Consider the following 18795-nt stretch of genomic DNA (forward strand, 5'->3'; position numbering starts at 1 on the left):
ACCCGGCCTCGATCGTTTTTCCGTCATCCCGGCGCCCCAGGGATGACGACGTGACATAGAATGCGGAGCGCGCACAAACGTCCAAGACCGACGCCCCGGTCCGCGCTCATGTAGCGCCATGCTCGACGCCCTCATCCCCCTCTGGCTTGCCGCCCTGCCGCTGATGGGCAGCCCCGGCCCCGCCACGCTCAGTTCCGCCGCCATGGGCACCGCGTTCGGCCTGCGGGCAAGCCTGCCCTATGTCGCCGGCATCTGCCTGGGCACGGCCACGGTGCTGCTGCTGATCGCCACCGGGGTCGCCGGGCTGATCTTCGTGGTACCCGGCGCGGTGCCCGTCGTCACCGCGCTTGCCGCCGCCTACATCCTCTATCTCGCCTGGAAGATCGCCACCGCCCCGGTCGGCGGCCTCAACCGGGATCCGGGCGCCCGCCCGGCAGGCTTCGTCGGCGGCTACCTGCTGGCCATCGCCAATCCGAAGGCCTTCGCCGCCATCGGTGCGGTCTATTCCACCCACGCGGTTGTGCCTGGCGACCCGGTGTTCGACGCCGTCGCCAAGATCGCCGCCCTTGCACCGGTGATCGTGCTGGTGAACCTGACCTGGCTCGCCTTCGGCTCGCTGTTCGCCCGCTGGCTCAGCCATCCGGTTCTCGGTCGGGCGGTCAACGTCGTCTTCGCCGTGCTGCTGGTGCTCTCCGTAGCGGCCGCCGTGTTCTGATCCGCCAAACGAGTACGCGCGCAGCCCGTGACCTTGCCCCCGGGAAGGATATATAACCGTCCCATGAGCAAGACATCCGATACCCCCCGCCCAGTCGTCCTGTGCATCATGGACGGCTGGGGCCACCGCACCGACCGTACCGACAACGCCGTCGCCCTGGCGCACACGCCGAATGTGGACGCGCTCGCCGCCCGCTGGCCGGGCGGGCTGATGAACGCGTCGGGCGAGTTCGTCGGGCTGCCGGACGGCCAGATGGGCAATTCCGAGGTCGGCCATATGAATCTCGGCGCCGGCCGGGTCGTCATGCAGGAGCTGCCGAAGATCAACGCCGCCATCGCCGACGGCAGCCTGGCCAGACAGCCGGCCATCGCCCAGGTGCTCGACACCCTGAAGCAGAGCGGCGGCACCTGCCACCTGATGGGCCTGGTCTCCACCGGCGGGGTGCACAGCCACCAGCGCCACGTGGCCGCCCTGGCCAAGGTCCTGGCCGCCGGCGGCGCCCGGGTCGTGGTCCATGTCTTCACCGACGGCCGAGACTGCGCGCCGAAGAGTGCCGCCGACCAGCTCCGCGCCTTCATCGAGGACCTGGACGGTGCGGCGACCATCGCGTCGGTCAGCGGCCGGTTCTTCGCCATGGACCGGGACAAGCGCTGGGAGCGGGTGGAGCAGGCCTGGAAGGCGGTCTGCCTGGCCGAGGCCGAGCACAGCGCCGACGACGCGGTCGCCGCGGTGGACGCTGCCTATGCCCGCGACGAGACCGACGAGTTCGTCACCCCGACCGTGATCGCCGGCGGCGCGCCGGTGCAGGACGGGGACGCCATCGTCATGGCGAACTTCCGCGCCGACCGGGCGCGCGAGATCCTGGCCCCGTTCGTGGACGACGACTTCGAGGGGTTCGCGCGCGCCCGGACCCCGAAGCCCGGCATCGTCGCGGGCATGGTCGAATACTCGTCGGTGCTGGCGCCGAAGATGGTCACGATCTTCCCGCCGGAGGATCTGAGCGAGCCGATCGGCGAGGTCGTCGCCAAGGCCGGCAAGACTCAGCTCCGCATCGCCGAAACCGAGAAGTATCCGCACGTCACCTTCTTCCTGAACGGCGGCCGCGAGGCGGTGTTCGACGGCGAGGACCGGATCATGGTGCCCTCGCCCAAGGTGAAGACCTACGACCTGCAGCCGGAAATGTCCGCGCCGGAACTCTGCGACAAGCTGGTCGCGGCCATCGACGGCGGCACCTACGACCTGATCGTCGCCAATTTCGCCAACCCGGACATGGTCGGCCATACCGGCAGCCTGGAGGCGGCGATCAAGGCGGTGGAGACGGTCGATACCTGCGTCGGCCGGGTCGCCGAGGCGGTGCTGAGGGCCGGCGGCGCGATGTTCCTGACCGCCGACCACGGCAATTGCGAGGTCATGCTCGACCCGGAGACCGGCGGCCCGCACACCGCCCATACGACCAACCTGGTCCCGACGATCCTGGTCGGCGCGCCGGAGGACGTCACCTCCCTGAAGACCGGCAAGCTGGCCGATGTCGCGCCCACCCTGCTCTCGCTCATGGGCATGAAGCCGCCGGCGGCGATGACCGGCGACTGCATGCTGGTGCGCGACCGCCGGGCGGCGGAGTAAGCGCCGCGGTGCGTTCCCTCGCCCCCGTCCTGGTTCTGGCGATGCTCGCCGCGGCGGTGGGCGGAAACGCGCGGGCTCAGACCGCGGAGGATCCGGCGCCGAAGGACCCCACCGCGGAGCTCCGGCGCATCGAGAAGGCGCTGGAGGGCGAGCGCAAGGCGGGCACCAAGCTGGACCGGCTGGCCGGCGCGCTGGCCGGCGAGATCGACCGGCTGCGCGAGCGCATGGCCGTGGCGGCCACCCGGGCGCAGCGCACCGAGACCGACATGTTCGACGCCGAACAGACCCTCGACACCCTGCGCCAGGAGGTCAAGGACAAGCGCAGCCGCCTGCTCGAGCGCCGCCAGGAGCTCTCCCATCTCACCGGCGCGCTGCAGCGGCTCGCCCGCCATCCGCCGGAGACCCTGCTGCTGGTGGGCCGCGCGCCCCTGGACACCGTCCATACCGGCATCCTGCTGGAATCCGCGATCCCGCGTCTCAACGGGAATGCCAGGGCGCTGCGCCGCGAGCTCGACACGCTGGCGACGCTGGAAGCCGATATCCGAGCCCAGCGCGACCGGCTGACCCTGGCCGCCCAGGAGCTGGACGCCGAGCGCGCCCAGCTCGCCGCCCTGGCGGCGGAGAAGGCGGAACTGCTGGCCGGCACGCGCAACCGGGCGAGCAACGCGGCGGAAGAGATCCGGGCGCTCAGCCAGTCGGCCCGCTCCCTGCGCGAGTTGATCGACAGCCTGGAGAAGCGCGAGGCCGCCGAGGCGGAGGAACAGCGCAAGCTGGCGGCCCTGGTGACGCCGAAGCTGCGGCCGTCGCGTCCGTCGCCGCCCGAGGTGGACGGCGGCGAACCGCCGGCCCCCGCAGCCACCGACGCGCCGGCGGCGGACCCGGTCCGGACCGCCGCGCTGCCCCCCGGACCGCCGCTGACAAGCGCCCGGGGCCATCTCTTCGCCCCGGTCGCCGGCACGGTCGTCCAGCGGTTCGGCAAGGGCAAGTCGGGCGACCTGACCAGACAGGGGCTGCTGCTGCGCACGCGTCCCGGCGCGCTCGCGATCGCCCCGCATGACGGAATCGTGTTGTATGCTGGGCCGTTCGAAGGATTCGGTCGGATTTTGATCATTGAACACGGCGACGGATATCATACCCTTCTTGCCGGGCTCGCACGGGTCGATTTGAGTGTCGGGAGCCATGTGCTCGCCGGCGAGCCGGTGGGTGCGATGGCGGCGGCCGGAGACGCCGCACCCGAGCTGTATCTGGAACTTCGCCACAATGGTGACCCGATCGACCCGTTACCGTGGTTTGCGGGACTTACCGAAAAGGCCAAAGGATGAGTCGGATGAACAATTCCCGTCTTGATGACACCGCCGCCGATTCTGGCGCCCCGACCCGCCCTGATAAGGCACGCAGCCGGGCGATCCGCCGTGTCGCGGTGTCCGCGGCACTGGCGTTCGCCGTTGGCGGCGGCGTCCTGCTCGGCGCCACGGGCGGCGGCCAGAGCCAGACCAACTCGACCGACACCTACCGTCAGCTCAGCCTGCTCGGCGACGTGTTCGAGAAGGTCCGCGCCCAGTACGTGGAAGAGGTCAGCGACGAGAAGCTCGTGGAGGCGGCCATCAACGGCATGCTCACCTCCCTCGACCCGCATTCGAGCTATCTCAGCGCGAAGAGCTTCCAGGACATGCGGGTGCAGACCAAGGGCGAGTTCGGCGGCCTCGGCATCGAGGTCACCATGGAGAACGGCTTCGTGAAGGTGGTCTCGCCGATCGACGACACCCCGGCGTCGGAGGTCGGGCTGCAGCCCGGCGACTACATCACCCATCTCGACGGCGAGGCGGTGCTCGGCCTGACCCTGTCCGACGCGGTGGAGAAGATGCGCGGCAAGGTCGGCACGCCGATCACGCTGACCATCCGCCGCGCCGAGGAAGAGCCGTTCGACGTCGAGATCACCCGGGCGATCATCACCATCAAGTCGGTGCGCAACCGGGTGATCCAGGATATCGGCTATATCCGCATCACCACCTTCAACGAACAGACGACGGTGGGCCTTCAGGAGTCCGTCTCCGAGATCAAGGAAGAGCTCGGCGACAGGCTGCACGGCTTCGTCATCGACCTGCGCAACAATCCGGGCGGCTTGCTCGACCAGGCGATCTCCGTCACCGACGCCTTCCTGGAGCGCGGCGAGATCGTCTCGACCCGTGGCCGGGAAGAGGCGAACGCCAGCCGGGTCAACGCCACGCCGGGCGACATCACCGATGGCAAGCCGGTGGTCGTGCTGATCAACGGCGGCTCCGCCTCGGCCTCCGAGATCGTCGCCGGCGCGCTGCAGGATCACCGCCGGGCGATCGTTCTCGGCACCCAGTCCTTCGGCAAGGGGTCGGTGCAGACCATCCTGCCGCTGCAGGGCAACGCGGCCATGCGCCTGACCACGGCGCGCTACTACACCCCGTCGGGCCGCTCGATCCAGGCCAAGGGCATCGAGCCGGACATCAAGGTCGAGCTCGCCAAGATCGAGAAGATCGAGGAGGGCCGCCGGCGTCGCGAGGCCGATCTGCGCGGTGCCCTGGTCAATCCCGACGAGAGCGACGCCCCGGCCGCCCAGCCGCCGGCCGAGGTGCCCACGCCGGGTGAGGCCGCATCGGCGGAGAACGAGGATCCGCTTGAGGACTACCAGCTCGCCCGCGCGGTCGATCTGCTGCGCGGCTTCCATCTGTTCCAGAACCGCGTGGTGAATTGAGGCTACCTAAGCCGAATATCCGTCTGCCCCGCCTCCCCCAGCTGTTCAAGAAGCGGCGGGGGGGCGGAGATCCGGACGATCCGCTGGATGAGGCGGAGTCGGGTGGCCCGCCGCCCGACGATCTGGAACGCGGTCTGGACGAAGAGCCCGCTCCTCGCAAGAAGGGGCGCTGGAAACGTGTTGCCTCGGCGGCGCTGACCACCCTGCTCGCCGTCGCCGTGATCGGCGGCGCCGGCGGCCTGGTCGGGTGGCTCATGGTCAATGCCGAGCACACCGAGTCCCTGCGCGAGATCCAGCGTCCGCAGCTCACCGTCGACATCCTCGACGAGGGCGAGGAGCCGGAACCCAACAGCTCCGCCGCAGCGCCCCGGTCCAAGGCCGAAGCGGATGGAGCGGCGGCGGGCGTCGACAACGGCCAGGAATCTGCCGACAAGGAGAGCGGCGGTGACGGGTCGCCGGCCAAGGACGGCGAGGGCGAGGGCCCGAGCGCGGTCGCCGATGGCGCTCCCGCCGACGGCGTCACCCTGACCCCGGTCGACCCGGCCCTGATGGAGGTCCGCGACGAGGGCCGGCTGCCGATCATCGCGGTGGACGGCCGGCAGCCCTGGTCGACCTATGCCCGACCGTTCAATGTGGACGATACCCGTCCCTGGGTCGCCGTGCTGGTGACCAATCTCGGGCTCAGCCAGCGCGAGACCGACGCCGCGATCCAGCTCCTGCCCGGCGCGGTCACCCTCAGCTTCTCGCCCTATGCCGAGGATCTCGAAGCCTGGCTGGAGGCCGCCCGATCGGCCGGGCACGAGGTCTTCATCGACCTGCCGCTGGAGCCTCTCGACTTTCCGCGCGACGACCCCGGCCCGTCCACCCTGCTGACCAGCCTGTCGACGGCCGACAACCTGAACCGACTGGAATGGGTGCTGGGCCGGGCCCCCGGCTATGTCGGCGTGACGACCTGGATGGGGTCGCAGTTCACCACCGTGGAAGACGCCATGATGCCGGTCCTGGAAGGGCTGAAGGAGCGCGGGCTCATGATCGTCGACAGCCGGGGCTCGTCGCGCAGCATCGCCACCGAGCTCGCGTCCTCGATCCAGCTCCCGCGGGCCTTCAACAACCGCTTCCTGGATGCCACGCCGTCGATCTCCTCGATCGACCGGGCGCTGGCCGATCTGGAGACGGTCGCCCAGGAACAGCGCGTCGCCATCGGCATCGCCCGGTCCCTGCCGGTATCCATCGACCGCATCCAGCGCTGGGCCGGCACGCTGGAACGCAAGGGCCTCATCCTCGCCCCGGTCTCCGCCATCGCCGACCGCCAACGTTTACGCTGAGCCGATATCCCATGACCGACCGTAGCGCGCTTCCCCTCCGGCCCTGTGTCGGCATCGTCCTGTTCAACGATACGGGTCAGGTCTTCGTCGGCAAGCGTATCGGCATCGCCGACGCCTGGCAGATGCCCCAGGGCGGAATCGACGAGGGCGAGACGCCGCGCCAGGCCGGCCTGCGCGAGCTGGAGGAGGAGATCGGCACCAGTTCGGTCGAGGTGGTGGCCGAGACCGCCGGCTGGGTCACCTACGAGTTTCCGGCCGATCTGCCGGGCAAGATCCGCGAGTCCTGGCGCGGCCAGACGCAGAAGTGGCTCGCCTGCCGGTTCACCGGCACGGCGACCGATATCGACCTGCAGACCGAACACCCGGAGTTCGATGACTGGAAATGGGTCGATCTCGGCGTGGTGGTGGAGCTGATCGTACCGTTCAAACGCGCGACCTACGAGGCGGTGGTGGCCGAGTTGGGACCGGCGATCGCAGCGGCGACGGCAACACCCGACCGCTGAAATCTTTTTCCGCCGCACGCATTGTTTGTGAATTTTTCGAGAGCGCGTAAAATCTTCCTTAAGACCCTCATGCTCTTGTGACCAAATGGAGTTGAGGTGTCCGGCGCTGCTGCGCCGGAGGAGAGGGGATGCGCGCGGAGAACAAACCTCAGACTTTCGAGCGTCGGGGCACGACCGTCACGTTTCACAACCGAGACCTCGCCCATACCCGCGTTCGCGAGTATTTCCACGGGCCTGTGCGCCAGTTGGAAGCCGTGATCCCGAATTACTCGGGAACGCGCCGCGGAGAGCTGCTCGTGCTGCCGTGGGAGCAGATCGGCACGCTGGGGGCGCTCAATCCGCGCGACCTCGCCATTATCGAGTCCGTTGCGCATACCAAGAACATCCGCGACCTCGACCCGATCAGGATGCGCGAGGTCTGCCTGCGCTGCGATGCCGAGCACGGCATCGACGACGATGCCGTAGCGGAAGCGCGCCGGATCGTGGCCAGGGACGACGAGGACAAGGCGATGGTCCGCCTGTCCTTCATTGCCGAGCTCACCCGCGAATGCGGGATCGAACGAGGCGACCCGCTGATGATGCGCACCAATACCAAGACCCTCATGGGGCTCATGGGCGGTCAGTCCGGGCGCTCGAAGATCGACCTCGACCTGCTGATCGAGCGGGTCATGATCTTCGCCGCCGAGCGCACGAACTCGACCGTGGCGGACGTGAAGAGCTACCTGGACCCGCTGGTCGGCATGCTGACCCCCTTCGGCAACGTCACCGCGCCGGGCGAGCCCAAGGAGAACGGGTTCCTCTATCTCCAGCACACCGATCTCATCCAGTTCCGCCAGGAGATCGACGACTATCAGTCCCAGGTCCGCGAGGAGCTGCTGCCGCAGGTGGCCATCATCCTGACCGCGGCGGACGAGTGCATCGGCTATATCAACGAGCGTCTGGGCAACCTGAACGAGATGCTGGGATCGCTGGCCGACATGTTCGACCACAACAAGGGCGCCATCGACCGGCTCGAGGTCCTGCGGCGCGACATCGGCTATGGGCTCGACGGCTGGGCCGACATGATCCAGCTCTGGCGCGAGGCCTATCGCGGCCGCGAGGCGATCGGCGGCGACCGGGCGATGGAGCGGGCGATCACCCGGATCGCCGGCTACGCGCCGCGCATCCCGATCCGTGAGCTCAACCCCGAACACAGCATCCTGACCAAGACGACGAAGTTCGAGACCGCCGGCCTGAAGATGGTGCAGCAGATGCACAACTGGGAGAACGACCGGCCCGACTACGAGCTCAAGGCCCGGGTCGAGCGGGCGAACAAGCGCCTGGCCGGCGAGGCGGAAGACGAGGAATAGGGACGGGTCTGCGCCGTCCCGCCCCCCTACTTGCGGATCCAGCGCCCGGCGGCATCCATGATGTAGGTGCCGGGTACGGCGCGGTCGATCAGCTTCTGACCGGCCAGAGCCTCCACCTGGTTCAGCGGCACGCTGTTGGAGGCGGCCACGCCGTTATAGGCCTCGCGCCGCTCCGCATTGATGGTGTCGACCAGGGTCCGGGCCTCGGCCGGGGCACCGTCGATCACGCCCAGATAGCCGTCGCGCCGTTCGCCGACCCAGCCGTTGGCCTTCGCCGTGGCGAGATCAAGCGCGTAGCCGAGGCGCGGCATGGCGACCGTGACGAAAGCCCCGACAAGCGCGCCCAACACCAGACGCCGGCTGATCACGCGCTGCAGACCGGTCATTGCTTCTTCCCCCCGAACAGGTCGCTTTCGGTGGAAAACAGATCCTCAAGATCCTTCTCCACCCGGATGCGGACTTCCTGCTCGATCTTGATGTTCAGGTTGATGGTGATGGGCTCCGTCGGCGGCTCGACCCTCACCGTCGGGGTGCAGGCGGCCGCCAGCGTCCCCAGAAGGGCCGCCGCCAGCAGCGCCCTAACCGCCGGTGCGCGCTTCGAGCTTGCGGCGGAGGACGTCCGAGAGACCGAGTGTACGTCTTGCATTGAGGAACATCTCATCCAGGCGACCCGTAAGCGTTACGTTGAGGGCGACGGGGTAGCCGTCGAACAGATCCGGATTGGCACCGCGCACCCGCAGTTTGATATCAAACGGTTCGCCGGGCCGTCCGTTCACCTCGAGATCGAACTTCTCGTAGACGAGATTGCGAACGGCCCGCATCAGGAGGCTAACCTCCTCTCCTGCATCCTGCAACGCGGCTGGCGGCGATTCCGGTCGGTACTTCACAGTTCCCCCGGGATTGGTCGCGGACAATTCTGCGTTTCGCACCGACAGGCCCTGCTCGAAATCCCAGACAAGCGGCAGACGCCCGGTCAGGGTGCCCGACGCCGTGAGCCCCTCCAGCTCCGTCACTTCCGCCAGCCTGGCGGCGTCCACCGAGTCCACGTCGAGCACCATCGACACCGGCTCGTTCGAGGTCAGCGGGATGGTCACGTCGCGGGTATGAACCGATCCGTCGGCGAAGCGCGCCTGCACCTGCTCCAGCACCAGGTTCAGTTCGGGGTCGATATGGAAGGTCACGGTCGGATCGGCGATGGGCACCCCCACATCGATGCCGGTCGCGGTCAGCACCTGGCCGTCCAGGGTGGTCAGCGGGTCGATCGAGGACAGGCCGACCGCACCGGACAGGCCGCTGACCGTACCGAGCGAGCCGGTGAAGGCGAGGTCTTCCAGAGTCAGGGTCAGCGGATCGTCCGGCGGCACCCCCCGGCCCGGCCATTCGATCGTGCCGTCCAGGGCGACCTTGCCGGACGCGTTGCGCAGGATCGCCGCCGCCGCCGGCGACAGGTCGACCGGCTGCAGACCGCCCGGCACGAAGACCAGGGGATAGAGGGTGATGTCGGCCCGGCCGGTGCCCTTGGCGAGATTGTGGACGCCCTTGGCATCGAGCACGAAGGCGCCGTTCGCGCCGCCGAAACTGGCGGTGAAGGCCAGGTCTCCGTTCGCGGTGCGCGTCGCCATGGCCTCGGCCCGCAGCGGCGAGAAGCGCACCGCCTTGGCCCGGTCGGTCATCCGGTCGGCGGACACCACGATCCGGTCCAGCAGCACGCCGTCCCCGTGGGTGGAGGCCTGCAGTTCCAGAGCCACGCCCGCCAGGGCGATGCCGTCCGGCGCGGCCTCGGTCTCGTCGGCCGGCGCGATATCGATCGCCTCGGTGGAGACCCGCACCACGGCCCCGCCCCGCGCGCCGACGATCCGGGCCTTCACCATCCCGACCGTGGCGCCGAGGTCGATGCGCAGAGGCATGCCGCCATCCACGGCGGCGGTCACCGCCGGCACCACCAGGGGCAGATCCAGCCGGAGCGCCCCGGGGTCCTCGAAGCCGTAGCGCAGGACCGGCCGCTCGCCGGCGCGCACCCGCACGGTGAGCGGACCTTCCAGCGCCACGCCGCCGACCTTCGGAATCCGGGAGAGCGTCACCGACCCCTGGCGGTCGAGGAACCCGGCGGTGCCGTTCCCGTCATGCACCACCCGCAGGGGCAGGGCGACCCGCATGTCGCGGACGTCGCCGGCATCGAGGTGGGCGATCAGAAGGCCCTTGCCGGACATCGCCTCGGCATCCCCGCTGAGCCGATCGAGCACCAGGCTCGCCGTCCGCAGACGCAGGTCGCCGCTGGAAAGCCCGGCCAGGGTCATCGTGCCGGTGGCCGCGGTCAGCCTCGGTCCGGCTTCGGCCAGCAGCAGTCCGGCATCGCCGTCGAAGGATGCGGAGGCGCCGCCCTCCACCTCGGCCGCGATCGGCCCGCCCAGGGCGATTTCCGGCGCGTGAAAGGGGTCGCGGATGGTCAGGCGGAACGCCTTGTCCTCCTGGCCGAGCGTCGCGGTCACCGGCCCGGCGCCCAGGACCTCGACCAGTGCCCCGGGCAAGAGGCCGGGCGCCAGAGAGAGGCTGGCCCGGTCCAGGGTCTCCAGGGCCAGGGTCCCGGCGGCGATGGCCACGCCGAACCGGCCCTCGGCCGCGCCGTCGGGCGCTCTGGCGGTCAGGTCGATGCTCCCGGAAGCGACGGTCCCCGCCCAAGCCTGCTCGGCGCCGCTCAGCGCCGCCGGCACCGCACCGCGGAGGGTGCCCGACACCTGGCCCTCGGCGCCGCGCGGCGGCTGCCGCAGGGCGGCGGCGACCAGCCGGTCGACGGTCGCCAGTTCGGCGTTCAGGTCCACCGCCACGTGCCGGCGGTCGCCGTCCACCGGATCGGCGGCCACGGCCAGGCGCAGGTCGGGCCTCTCCCGGTCGCCCAGACGGAAGACCGCGGAAAGGCCGAGCGGGTCCATGCGCAGATGGGCGGACGGCACCGCCACCGCCACACCGGAGGCCTCCGCGCTGTCGGCGCGCAGATCGGCAATGGCCTCAATCTCGCCGCGCTCGTCGATCTCTACCGAGGCTGTCCCCCGCAGGCCGGCGGCGGAGAGATCGCCGTGGCGGACCCTGGCATCGGTCAGGGTGGCGTTCAGGCGGGTGTGGTCGTCGCCCAGCGAGACCTGGAAGCGCCCGGCCCCGTCGGCCCGCCAGGCATCCCCCTCCACCGCGCCGGCCCCGTCGGCGGCGAGGCCGATTGCGCCGTCGCTCTCGCCCAGGGTTCCGCTGGCCGACAGGCGGCCCTGCGCCGCCCCACGGACATCGATGACCGCGTCCGAGAACCGCACCACCGGGAGCGGGGGCCCGCCTTCCCCGCCGTCGCCCTCACCGAGGGCACGCAGAGGTTCCAGCGGGCCGAGGGTGACGCTTCCGTCCTCCCCGACGGTCAGAACAAGATGGGGGCGGTCGAGGGCGATGGCGCGCACCTCCCCCCGCAGCAGGTCGCGCCAGTCATAGCTCACCAGGACTTCGTCCGCCGCGAAACCATCGGGGCCGTTGACCTCAACCGATTTGAACGCCATCCGGTCGGCGGACAGCGAGTCGATCCTGAAACCGAGGTCGCTGATCACCGGGGCGTCGGCGCCGCGGCCCGTGGCCCAGTGGTTGACCGCCCATTTGGCGGCCCCGGGCGCCCAGGTATCGCGGGTCAGCCACGCCACGGGCAGCCCGATCACAAGGATCAGGAGCACGACCAGCAGAATTCTGGCGAGCCACCGCACCGTCATACCTCCCGGGGTTTCCCCGCGAATCACCGGTCAAGTATGACAATACGACAAAGGGCCGTCCAACGGACGACCCTTCATCGAAGAAATTAGCTGTAAACGCCTGTCAGGCGGCGCGTTTCGCCCGGGCCATCGCCTCCAGGGTGACGACCCGCGCCTCGAGCCGCTCGCGCTCGCCGGTATCGGAGACGTCCTTCAGCACATCGCGGGTATCGGCGATGTCCTTGTCGACCTTGGCCGGATCGATCTCGTCCAACGGCACGGCGTTCTCCGCCAGGACGGTGCATCGCTCCTCGGTCACCTCGGCGAAACCGCCGGCGACGAAGATGCGCTCGACCACCGAGCCGCCTTCGTAGATGTCGATGATGCCTGCATCCAGCGTCGAGATCATCGGCGCGTGGCGCGGCAGGACACCGAAATAACCCTCGGTGCCCGGCACGACGACCATCTCGACGGCACGGCTGAGAACCAGCCGCTCCGGGGAGACGAGTTCGAACTGCGTGGTCTCCGCCATGGGATCCCTCTTTGTTGCCGGCCGTCAGGCCGCCTTACCCAACTCAGGCGGCGATCAGGCCGCCTCGGCCGCCATCTTCTTGGCCTTCGCGATGGCCTCGTCCATGCCGCCGACCATGTAGAACGCCGATTCCGGCAGGCCGTCATGCTCGCCTTCGACGATCTCCTTGAAGCCCTTGATGGTGTCTTCAAGGCTGACCAGCTTGCCCGGCGAGCCGGTGAAGACCTCGGCCACGTGGAACGGCTGGCTGAGGAAGCGCTGGATCTTGCGGGCGCGGGCCACGACCAGCTTGTCCTCTTCGGACAGCTCGTCCATGCCGAGAATGGCGATGATGTCCTGCAGCGACTTGTACTGCTGCAGCACTTCCTGCACCCGGCGGGCGACGTTGTAGTGCTCGTCGCCGATGATCCGCGGATCGAGCATGCGCGAGGTGGAGTCGAGCGGATCGACGGCCGGGTAGATGCCCAGCTCGGCGATCGAGCGGTTCAACACCGTGGTGGCGTCGAGGTGCGAGAACGACGTGGCAGGCGCCGGGTCGGTCAGATCGTCGGCCGGCACGTAAATCGCCTGGACCGAGGTGATCGAGCCCTTCTTGGTGGTGGTGATGCGCTCCTGCAGCTGGCCCATGTCCGTGGACAGGGTCGGCTGATAGCCCACCGCGGAGGGGATACGGCCGAGCAGGGCCGACACCTCGGAACCCGCCTGGGTGAAGCGGAAGATGTTGTCCACGAAGAACAGCACGTCCTGGCCTTCCTCGTCGCGGAAGTACTCGGCCAGGGTCAGACCGGTCAGGCCGACGCGCGCACGGGCACCCGGCGGCTCGTTCATCTGGCCGTAGACCAGCGCGGCCTTGGAGCCAGGGCCGTCCTCGACGATAACGCCGGACTCGACCATCTCGTGGTAGAGGTCGTTGCCCTCGCGGGTACGCTCGCCCACGCCGGCGAACACGGAATAACCGCCGTGCGCCTTGGCGACGTTGTTGATCAGCTCCATGATGAGCACGGTCTTGCCCACGCCGGCGCCGCCGAACAGGCCGATCTTACCGCCCTTGGCGTACGGGGCGAGCAGGTCGATGACCTTGATGCCCGTGACCAGGATCTCGGCTTCGGTCGACTGGTCGATGTATTCCGGGGCCGGACGGTGGATCGGGTAGCGCATCTTCGACTCGACCGCCGGGCGCTCGTCCACCGGATCGCCGATGACGTTCAGGATACGACCCAGGGTCTCCGGGCCGACCGGCACGGTGATCGGGGCACCGGTATCCGTCACCGGCGAGCCGCGGACCAAACCTTCGGTCGCGTCCATGGCGATCGTGCGCACGGTGTTCTCGCCCAAGTGCTGCGCCACCTCGAGAACCAGCGTGCTATCGCCGTTCTTGGTGTGCAGGGCGTTCAGAATCGCGGGCAGGTCGCCTTCGAACTGCACGTCGACGACGGCGCCGATGACCTGCTGAATTTTGCCGGTTGCGTTGTTCGCCATGCTCTCAGCTCCTCGGTTGGGCGGCGGGCGCGGGCTCTAGGGCCCTTAGAGCGCCTCGGCGCCCGAAATGATCTCGATCAGTTCTTTAGTGATGTAGGCCTGACGCGTCCGGTTGTAGGTCAGCGTCAGCTTGTTGATCATGTCGCCGGCGTTGCGGGTGGCGCTATCCATGGCCGTCATCCGCGCGCCGTGCTCGCTGGCGGCATTCTCCAGCAGGCCGGTGAAGATCTGGGTCGCCACGTTGCGCGGCAGGAGAGCCGCCAGGATCGACTCCTCGTCCGGCTCGAACTCGTACAGCGCCTTCAGTTCGCCGGTGTCCTCTTGCTCGCCCTCCGGCAGGTTCGCCGGAATGAGCTGCTGCTCGGTGACGACCTGGGTCATCGCCGACTTGAAGCGGTTGAAGAACATCGTGGCGACATCGAATTCGCCGTCCTCGAAGCGACGGATCAACTCGCGGCCGATCTCGTCGGCCACGGTGAACCCGACCACGGTGCGGGCAAGGTTCTCCTTGGAGGAGATGATCTTGTCGCCATGGACGCGGCGCAGCTGATCGCGGCCCTTGCGGCCGACGGTCATGACCTTGACCGTCTTACCTTCGGCGAGCAGCTTGTCGATCTTGCGGCGCGCGGCGCGCACGATCGTCGAGTTGAAACCGCCGCACAGACCACGGTCCGCGGTGGCGACGACGATCAGGTGAACGTCGTCGCGCCCGGTGCCGGTCAGCAGCTTCGGGCCGTCGCCGCCGGAGACATTGGCCCCCAGAGCTGCGATCATCCGGTCCATGCGAACGGCATAGGGACGCGCGGCCTCGGCGGCCTCCTGGGCACGCTTCAGCTTCGCCGCCGCGACCATCTTCATCGCCGAAGTGATCTTTTGCGTCGACTTGACGCTATTGATCCGGACTTTCAGGTCCTTGAGATTGGGCATCGTCCCGTCCGCTTATCGTTGGATCGCGTGGCCGACCGATCCCTCGCTTACGCGAAGGTCTTGGCGAAGTTCTCCATGAACGAGGAGAGCTTGGCCGAGGTATCGTCGGACAGGGCCTTCTCGGTGCGGATCGTCTCCAGGATCCCCGGCTCCTTGCTCTTGATCTCCGACAGGAGCGACTGCTCGAAGCGGCCGATCTCGGCGATCGCGATCTTGTCCAGGTGTCCCTTCACGCCGGCGAAGATCGACACGACCTGCTCCTCGACCGGCATCGGGCTGAACTGAGCCTGCTTGAGCAGCTCGGTCAGGCGCGATCCGCGGGCCAGAAGGCGCTGGGTGGAGGCGTCCAGGTCGGAGGCGAACTGCGCGAACGCGGCCATCTCGCGATACTGGGCCAACTCCAGCTTGATCGAGCCGGCGACCTGCTTCATCGCCTTGATCTGGGCGGCGGAGCCGACGCGCGACACCGACAGACCGACGTTCACCGCCGGACGGATGCCCTTATAGAACAGCTCGGTCTCCAGGAAGATCTGCCCGTCGGTGATCGAAATCACGTTGGTCGGGATGTAGGCCGACACGTCACCGGCCTGGGTCTCGATGACCGGCAGGGCGGTCAGCGAGCCGGCGCCGTTGGCGTCGTTCAGCTTCGCCGCACGCTCCAGCAGACGGGAGTGCAGGTAGAACACGTCGCCCGGATAAGCCTCGCGGCCCGGCGGGCGGCGCAGCAGCAGCGACATCTGGCGATAGGCGACGGCCTGCTTGGACAGATCGTCATACACGATCACGGCGTGCATGCCGTTGTCGCGGAAATACTCGCCCATGGCGCAGCCGGCATACGGGGCCAGGAACTGCAGCGGGGCCGGCTCCGACGCGGTCGCGGCGACGACGATGGAGTATTCCATCGCGCCGTAATCCTCGAGCGTCTTCACGATCTGGGCGACCGTGGAGCGCTTCTGGCCGATCGCGACGTAGACGCAGAAGAGCTTCTTGCTCTCGTCGTCGCCGGCGGCGTCGTTGACGACCTTCTGATTGATGAAGGTGTCGATGGCGATGGCGGTCTTGCCGGTCTGGCGGTCACCGATGATCAGCTCGCGCTGGCCGCGGCCGACCGGGATCAGGCTGTCGATCGCCTTCAGGCCGGTCTGCATCGGCTCGTGCACCGACTTGCGCGGCATGATGCCCGGCGCCTTGACCTCGACGCGCTTGCGCTCGACGTTTTCCAGCGGACCCTTGCCGTCGATCGGGTTGCCGAGACCGTCGACCACGCGGCCGAGCAGACCCCGGCCGACCGGCACGTCCACGATGGCGCCGGTCCGCTTGACCGTGTCGCCTTCCTTGATGTCGCGGTCGTCGCCGAAAATCACGATACCGACATTGTCGGACTCGAGGTTCAGCGCCATGCCCCGAATACCGTTCGGGAACTCGACCATCTCACCGGCCTGGACCTGGTCGAGGCCGTAGACGCGGGCGATACCGTCACCGACGGACAGGACCTGACCGACTTCCGCGACCTCGGCCTCAGCACCGAAGTTTGCGATCTGATCTTTCAGGATAGAGGAGATCTCGGCGGCGCGGATTTCCATCAGCCAACCCCTTTCATGGCGAACTGCAGGCGCTGCAGCTTGGTGCGAAGCGAACTATCGATCATGCGCGAGCCCACGCGCACGATCAGACCACCGATCAGCGAGGGATCGACGGTCAGATTAACGGAGACCTTCTGGCCGACGACCTTGCGCAGGGCGTCGGTAACCGCCTGAACCTCGTCCTCGGACAGGGCGACGGCGGAAGCAACTTCGGCGGCGACCTCGCCACGGCGGCGGGCCAGCTCCTCGAGATAGGCGGTGATGATGCCCGGCAGCGCGAACAACCGGCGGTTGGACGCCAGCACGCCCAGGAACTTGGCGGTCAGCGGATTGGCGCCGAACTTGTCGCAGAGCGCCGCCACTCCCTTGGTCTGGTCGGCGCGCGACAGAACCGGCGAGCGGATCAGCCGAACGAACTCCTCGCTCTCGGCGAGCAGCTGACGCAGGGAGGTCAGGTCCCCCGCGACGTCGTCCAACGCCTTCTGGTCGTCAGCCAGCTCGTACAACGCCAAAGCGTAGCGAGCGGCGAGGCCTTTTGATTGCGAAGCCACCTGGAAGCGCCCCTTCGTCCCGTTTGACGACCCGCCCGAACTCGTTGAAATTTCTGAGTTCTCGACGCGCCGATCGAACACAATATTCGGCCGGCGAAGATGACTCTCGCCAGCGCGAAGGCTCTCTAGCACAGGGGTATGGGGGGTGCAAGACGGTGAGGCACCGGAAAACGGCCTCAGCGCGGCCCCGCGCCAGCGCCCACCCTTTGCGCAATCGTCAGCCAGGGCCAGCGGTCCCGGTAGCTTTCCATCTTTTCGAGCGCCCGGCCGGGCGTCGGCGTGGCCGGATTGGCCGCCAGCCGGCCGGCGTACAGATCCTCCAACCCATAGGGCGCATAAAGCTCCCGCCCGGGCGTCAGGCCGACACAGGTACACAGCACCTGAAACCGATCGATGCCGTCGCGCGCCCGCGCCACGGGCGGATACTCGGCCCCGAACCGGTGCGGGTACCACAGCGGCACCCGCTTCTGGTTCTTGAACTCCACCTCGACGCCGAGATCGGCCAGCAGGGCCGTCCCGCGCCGGATCACCGCGTCCTCGGCCTCCCAGCTCGTGTCCTCGTCCCAGTAGAACACGTCGTAGTCCTTGACGTTCTCCGCCGGCGGCCGCCCGGCCAGGCAGTTCCACACCGCCTGGTACAGACACCCCGCCACCAGCCAGGGCTGGTCGATGCCCAGATCCGGCAGCCGGTCGAGGAGCGCGCCGTTGACCGGATTGGCCAGGGCATCGGCGATGAACCGCTCAGGCGGGATCATCGCCTCATGCCAGCCGCTCGGCCACGGCGGAGAGAACATCCTCGCGCGTCCGCCAAGGCGCCTTCGGGTCGTCGAGCCCGAACATGCCGCGGGTCAGTTCGTCGGTCGGGTCCATCAGCGGGAAGGACTGCGAGTTTCGTGCGGCCTCTTCGAACCTGGGGTGTCCGCGCGGCAGGAAGACTGCGTTGAAGAGCGCCATCTGCTTGCCGTTCGGCAAAGGTGCCGCCGCCGAACCGGTGGCATCGAGCTGGGTGGGGATCATGGCCAGCGGCGCGAAGCCCGCGCCGATCACCGTCGTCAGCGCCTTCGCCGGCGGTATCTCTCCGCCGCCGAGGCACTGCGCCCAGAACACGCCATCCGGCTTGAGCACCGTCGCGGCCAGGGCCGCGTAGTATTTCAGGGCGGTGATGTTCATCTCGGTCAGATTGGCATTGGACATGACGACGTCGTAGCGGCGTTCGGCGACCGCCTCCAGCTGCCACCAGGGGAAATGCTCGGCCCGGATCTTCCGGCTCACAGACAAGAACTGGGGCGGCTCGTCGTTGTCGAGAATGCCGCCGGCAACGTCGCGCATCCGGTCGTAGGCAATGCCGCCGAACCCCGGCCGGCTGGCATCGAGCTGCGCCTGGTCCCTGAAACCCGAGCCGTAGACATGCCGGTTGACGAAATTCTGCATCAGATAAAACGACTCCATGACCTCGACGGAATCGTAGCGCCGAATGGAGCTGTCCTTGGACAGGAAGAATGAAATCAGGCCGGTTCCGGGACCGATTTCCAGGATGTCGCCACGCGACGGGATACCTCTCAGCTTTCGGGCGATCGCATATTGCGAAATCATGCCCGACAACGGCATCGGAACCTCACTGGGCGCGAAATTGGCCAGGAAGAACTCCGCGTACTCGACCAGCGCGGCGACCAGATCGCCCATCGCTTCGTCGCTCAGACCGCCGAGCTCGGAGACGAAGGCATCGAACCGGTTCTCATGCATGTGATCCAGCAGCACGATCAA

At 68.2% G+C, this 18795-nt stretch carries 17 protein-coding genes; 7 read left to right on the forward strand and 10 right to left on the reverse strand.

The features are described from left to right. The first annotated feature begins 118 nt into the window (after positions 1–118). The 7 genes from G578_RS0119715 to G578_RS0119745 all read left to right on the forward strand — a co-directional run bounded on the left by G578_RS0119715 (position 119) and on the right by G578_RS0119745 (position 8240). The gene (locus G578_RS0119715) at positions 119–715 is read left to right on the forward strand and encodes a LysE family translocator (RefSeq protein ID WP_028795698.1); all 597 of its coding nucleotides are present in this window, start codon (positions 119–121) and stop codon (positions 713–715) included. 63 nt (positions 716–778) lie between these two features. Further along, positions 779–2338 (forward strand): 2,3-bisphosphoglycerate-independent phosphoglycerate mutase, encoded by a 1560-nt coding sequence (gene gpmI, locus G578_RS0119720; RefSeq protein WP_028795699.1) that lies wholly within the window; start codon positions 779–781, stop codon positions 2336–2338. An 8-nt stretch (positions 2339–2346) separates the two neighbouring features. Continuing rightward, positions 2347–3660 carry a murein hydrolase activator EnvC family protein gene (locus G578_RS0119725; RefSeq protein WP_028795700.1) on the forward strand — a complete coding sequence of 438 codons (1314 nt, stop codon included), beginning with the start codon at positions 2347–2349 and terminating at the stop codon, positions 3658–3660. 5 nt (positions 3661–3665) lie between these two features. Continuing rightward, a complete protein-coding gene (locus G578_RS0119730; RefSeq protein WP_084619044.1) occupies positions 3666–5063 on the forward strand; it encodes a S41 family peptidase in 1398 nt (465 codons plus the stop codon). Then, positions 5060–6388, forward strand: a complete 1329-nt coding sequence (locus tag G578_RS28700) for a divergent polysaccharide deacetylase family protein (protein WP_051245043.1) — start codon at positions 5060–5062, stop codon at positions 6386–6388. Before G578_RS0119730 ends, G578_RS28700 begins: the two co-directional genes overlap by 4 nt. An 11-nt stretch (positions 6389–6399) precedes the next feature. Beyond that, a complete protein-coding gene (locus G578_RS0119740) occupies positions 6400–6891 on the forward strand; it encodes an RNA pyrophosphohydrolase (RefSeq protein WP_038015199.1) in 492 nt (163 codons plus the stop codon). Between the two features lie 128 nt (positions 6892–7019). Beyond that, positions 7020–8240: a hypothetical protein gene (locus G578_RS0119745; RefSeq protein WP_028795702.1), complete on the forward strand. Its 1221-nt coding sequence runs from the start codon at positions 7020–7022 to the stop codon at positions 8238–8240. 26 nt (positions 8241–8266) lie between these two features. Here G578_RS0119745 and G578_RS0119750 read toward each other — a convergent pair whose 3' ends face one another. The 10 genes from G578_RS0119750 to G578_RS0119795 form a co-directional block, all read right to left on the reverse strand. Further along, the gene (locus G578_RS0119750; RefSeq protein WP_028795703.1) at positions 8267–8626 is read right to left on the reverse strand and encodes a YdbL family probable chaperone protein; all 360 of its coding nucleotides are present in this window, start codon (positions 8624–8626) and stop codon (positions 8267–8269) included. After that, on the reverse strand, positions 8623–8886 hold the full coding sequence (locus G578_RS0119755) for a YnbE family lipoprotein (RefSeq protein ID WP_084619045.1): 264 nt from the start codon (positions 8884–8886) through the stop codon (positions 8623–8625). The genes G578_RS0119750 and G578_RS0119755 overlap by 4 nt, the downstream gene beginning before the upstream one ends. Next, positions 8819–11974: an intermembrane phospholipid transport protein YdbH family protein gene (locus G578_RS0119760; RefSeq protein ID WP_156907397.1), complete on the reverse strand. Its 3156-nt coding sequence runs from the start codon at positions 11972–11974 to the stop codon at positions 8819–8821. Before G578_RS0119760 ends, G578_RS0119755 begins: the two co-directional genes overlap by 68 nt. A gap of 109 nt (positions 11975–12083) precedes the next feature. Continuing rightward, complete coding sequence (locus tag G578_RS0119765; protein WP_028795706.1) at positions 12084–12491, reverse strand: F0F1 ATP synthase subunit epsilon; 408 nt, start codon at positions 12489–12491, stop codon at positions 12084–12086. A gap of 54 nt (positions 12492–12545) precedes the next feature. Continuing rightward, on the reverse strand, positions 12546–13970 hold the full coding sequence (atpD, locus tag G578_RS0119770) for a F0F1 ATP synthase subunit beta (protein ID WP_028795707.1): 1425 nt from the start codon (positions 13968–13970) through the stop codon (positions 12546–12548). A gap of 45 nt (positions 13971–14015) precedes the next feature. Beyond that, positions 14016–14897, reverse strand: coding sequence for a F0F1 ATP synthase subunit gamma (locus G578_RS0119775; RefSeq protein ID WP_028795708.1), 882 nt, complete (start codon positions 14895–14897; stop codon positions 14016–14018). 47 nt (positions 14898–14944) lie between these two features. Continuing rightward, positions 14945–16480, reverse strand: a complete 1536-nt coding sequence (gene atpA, locus G578_RS0119780) for a F0F1 ATP synthase subunit alpha (protein WP_028795709.1) — start codon at positions 16478–16480, stop codon at positions 14945–14947. Next, entirely contained in the window at positions 16480–17031 is a 552-nt protein-coding gene (locus G578_RS0119785; protein ID WP_028795710.1) for a F0F1 ATP synthase subunit delta, read from the reverse strand. Before G578_RS0119785 ends, atpA begins: the two co-directional genes overlap by 1 nt. A gap of 176 nt (positions 17032–17207) precedes the next feature. Next, entirely contained in the window at positions 17208–17825 is a 618-nt protein-coding gene (locus G578_RS0119790) for a nucleotidyltransferase family protein (RefSeq protein WP_211228963.1), read from the reverse strand. Next, positions 17791–18795: a hypothetical protein gene (locus G578_RS0119795; RefSeq protein ID WP_156907398.1), complete on the reverse strand. Its 1005-nt coding sequence runs from the start codon at positions 18793–18795 to the stop codon at positions 17791–17793. The genes G578_RS0119790 and G578_RS0119795 overlap by 35 nt, the downstream gene beginning before the upstream one ends.

It is taken from the genome of Thalassobaculum salexigens DSM 19539, from assembly GCF_000423805.1.
Lineage (GTDB): Bacteria > Pseudomonadota > Alphaproteobacteria > Thalassobaculales > Thalassobaculaceae > Thalassobaculum > Thalassobaculum litoreum.

Bases quoted from the DNA above. Each gene is read 5' to 3' on its own strand.
- G578_RS0119715 (WP_028795698.1), top strand. From the start codon at position 119: ATGCTCGACGCCCTCATCCCCCTCTGGCTTGCCGCCCTGCCGCTGATG.
- gpmI (WP_028795699.1), top strand. From the start codon at position 779: ATGAGCAAGACATCCGATACCCCCCGCCCAGTCGTCCTGTGCATCATG.
- G578_RS0119730 (WP_084619044.1), top strand. From the start codon at position 3,666: ATGAACAATTCCCGTCTTGATGACACCGCCGCCGATTCTGGCGCCCCG.
- G578_RS0119740 (WP_038015199.1), top strand. From the start codon at position 6,400: ATGACCGACCGTAGCGCGCTTCCCCTCCGGCCCTGTGTCGGCATCGTC.
- G578_RS0119745 (WP_028795702.1), top strand. From the start codon at position 7,020: ATGCGCGCGGAGAACAAACCTCAGACTTTCGAGCGTCGGGGCACGACC.
- G578_RS0119750 (WP_028795703.1), bottom strand. From the start codon at position 8,626: ATGACCGGTCTGCAGCGCGTGATCAGCCGGCGTCTGGTGTTGGGCGCG.
- G578_RS0119755 (WP_084619045.1), bottom strand. From the start codon at position 8,886: ATGCAAGACGTACACTCGGTCTCTCGGACGTCCTCCGCCGCAAGCTCG.
- G578_RS0119765 (WP_028795706.1), bottom strand. From the start codon at position 12,491: ATGGCGGAGACCACGCAGTTCGAACTCGTCTCCCCGGAGCGGCTGGTT.
- atpD (WP_028795707.1), bottom strand. From the start codon at position 13,970: ATGGCGAACAACGCAACCGGCAAAATTCAGCAGGTCATCGGCGCCGTC.
- G578_RS0119775 (WP_028795708.1), bottom strand. From the start codon at position 14,897: ATGCCCAATCTCAAGGACCTGAAAGTCCGGATCAATAGCGTCAAGTCG.
- atpA (WP_028795709.1), bottom strand. From the start codon at position 16,480: ATGGAAATCCGCGCCGCCGAGATCTCCTCTATCCTGAAAGATCAGATC.
- G578_RS0119790 (WP_211228963.1), bottom strand. From the start codon at position 17,825: ATGTTCTCTCCGCCGTGGCCGAGCGGCTGGCATGAGGCGATGATCCCG.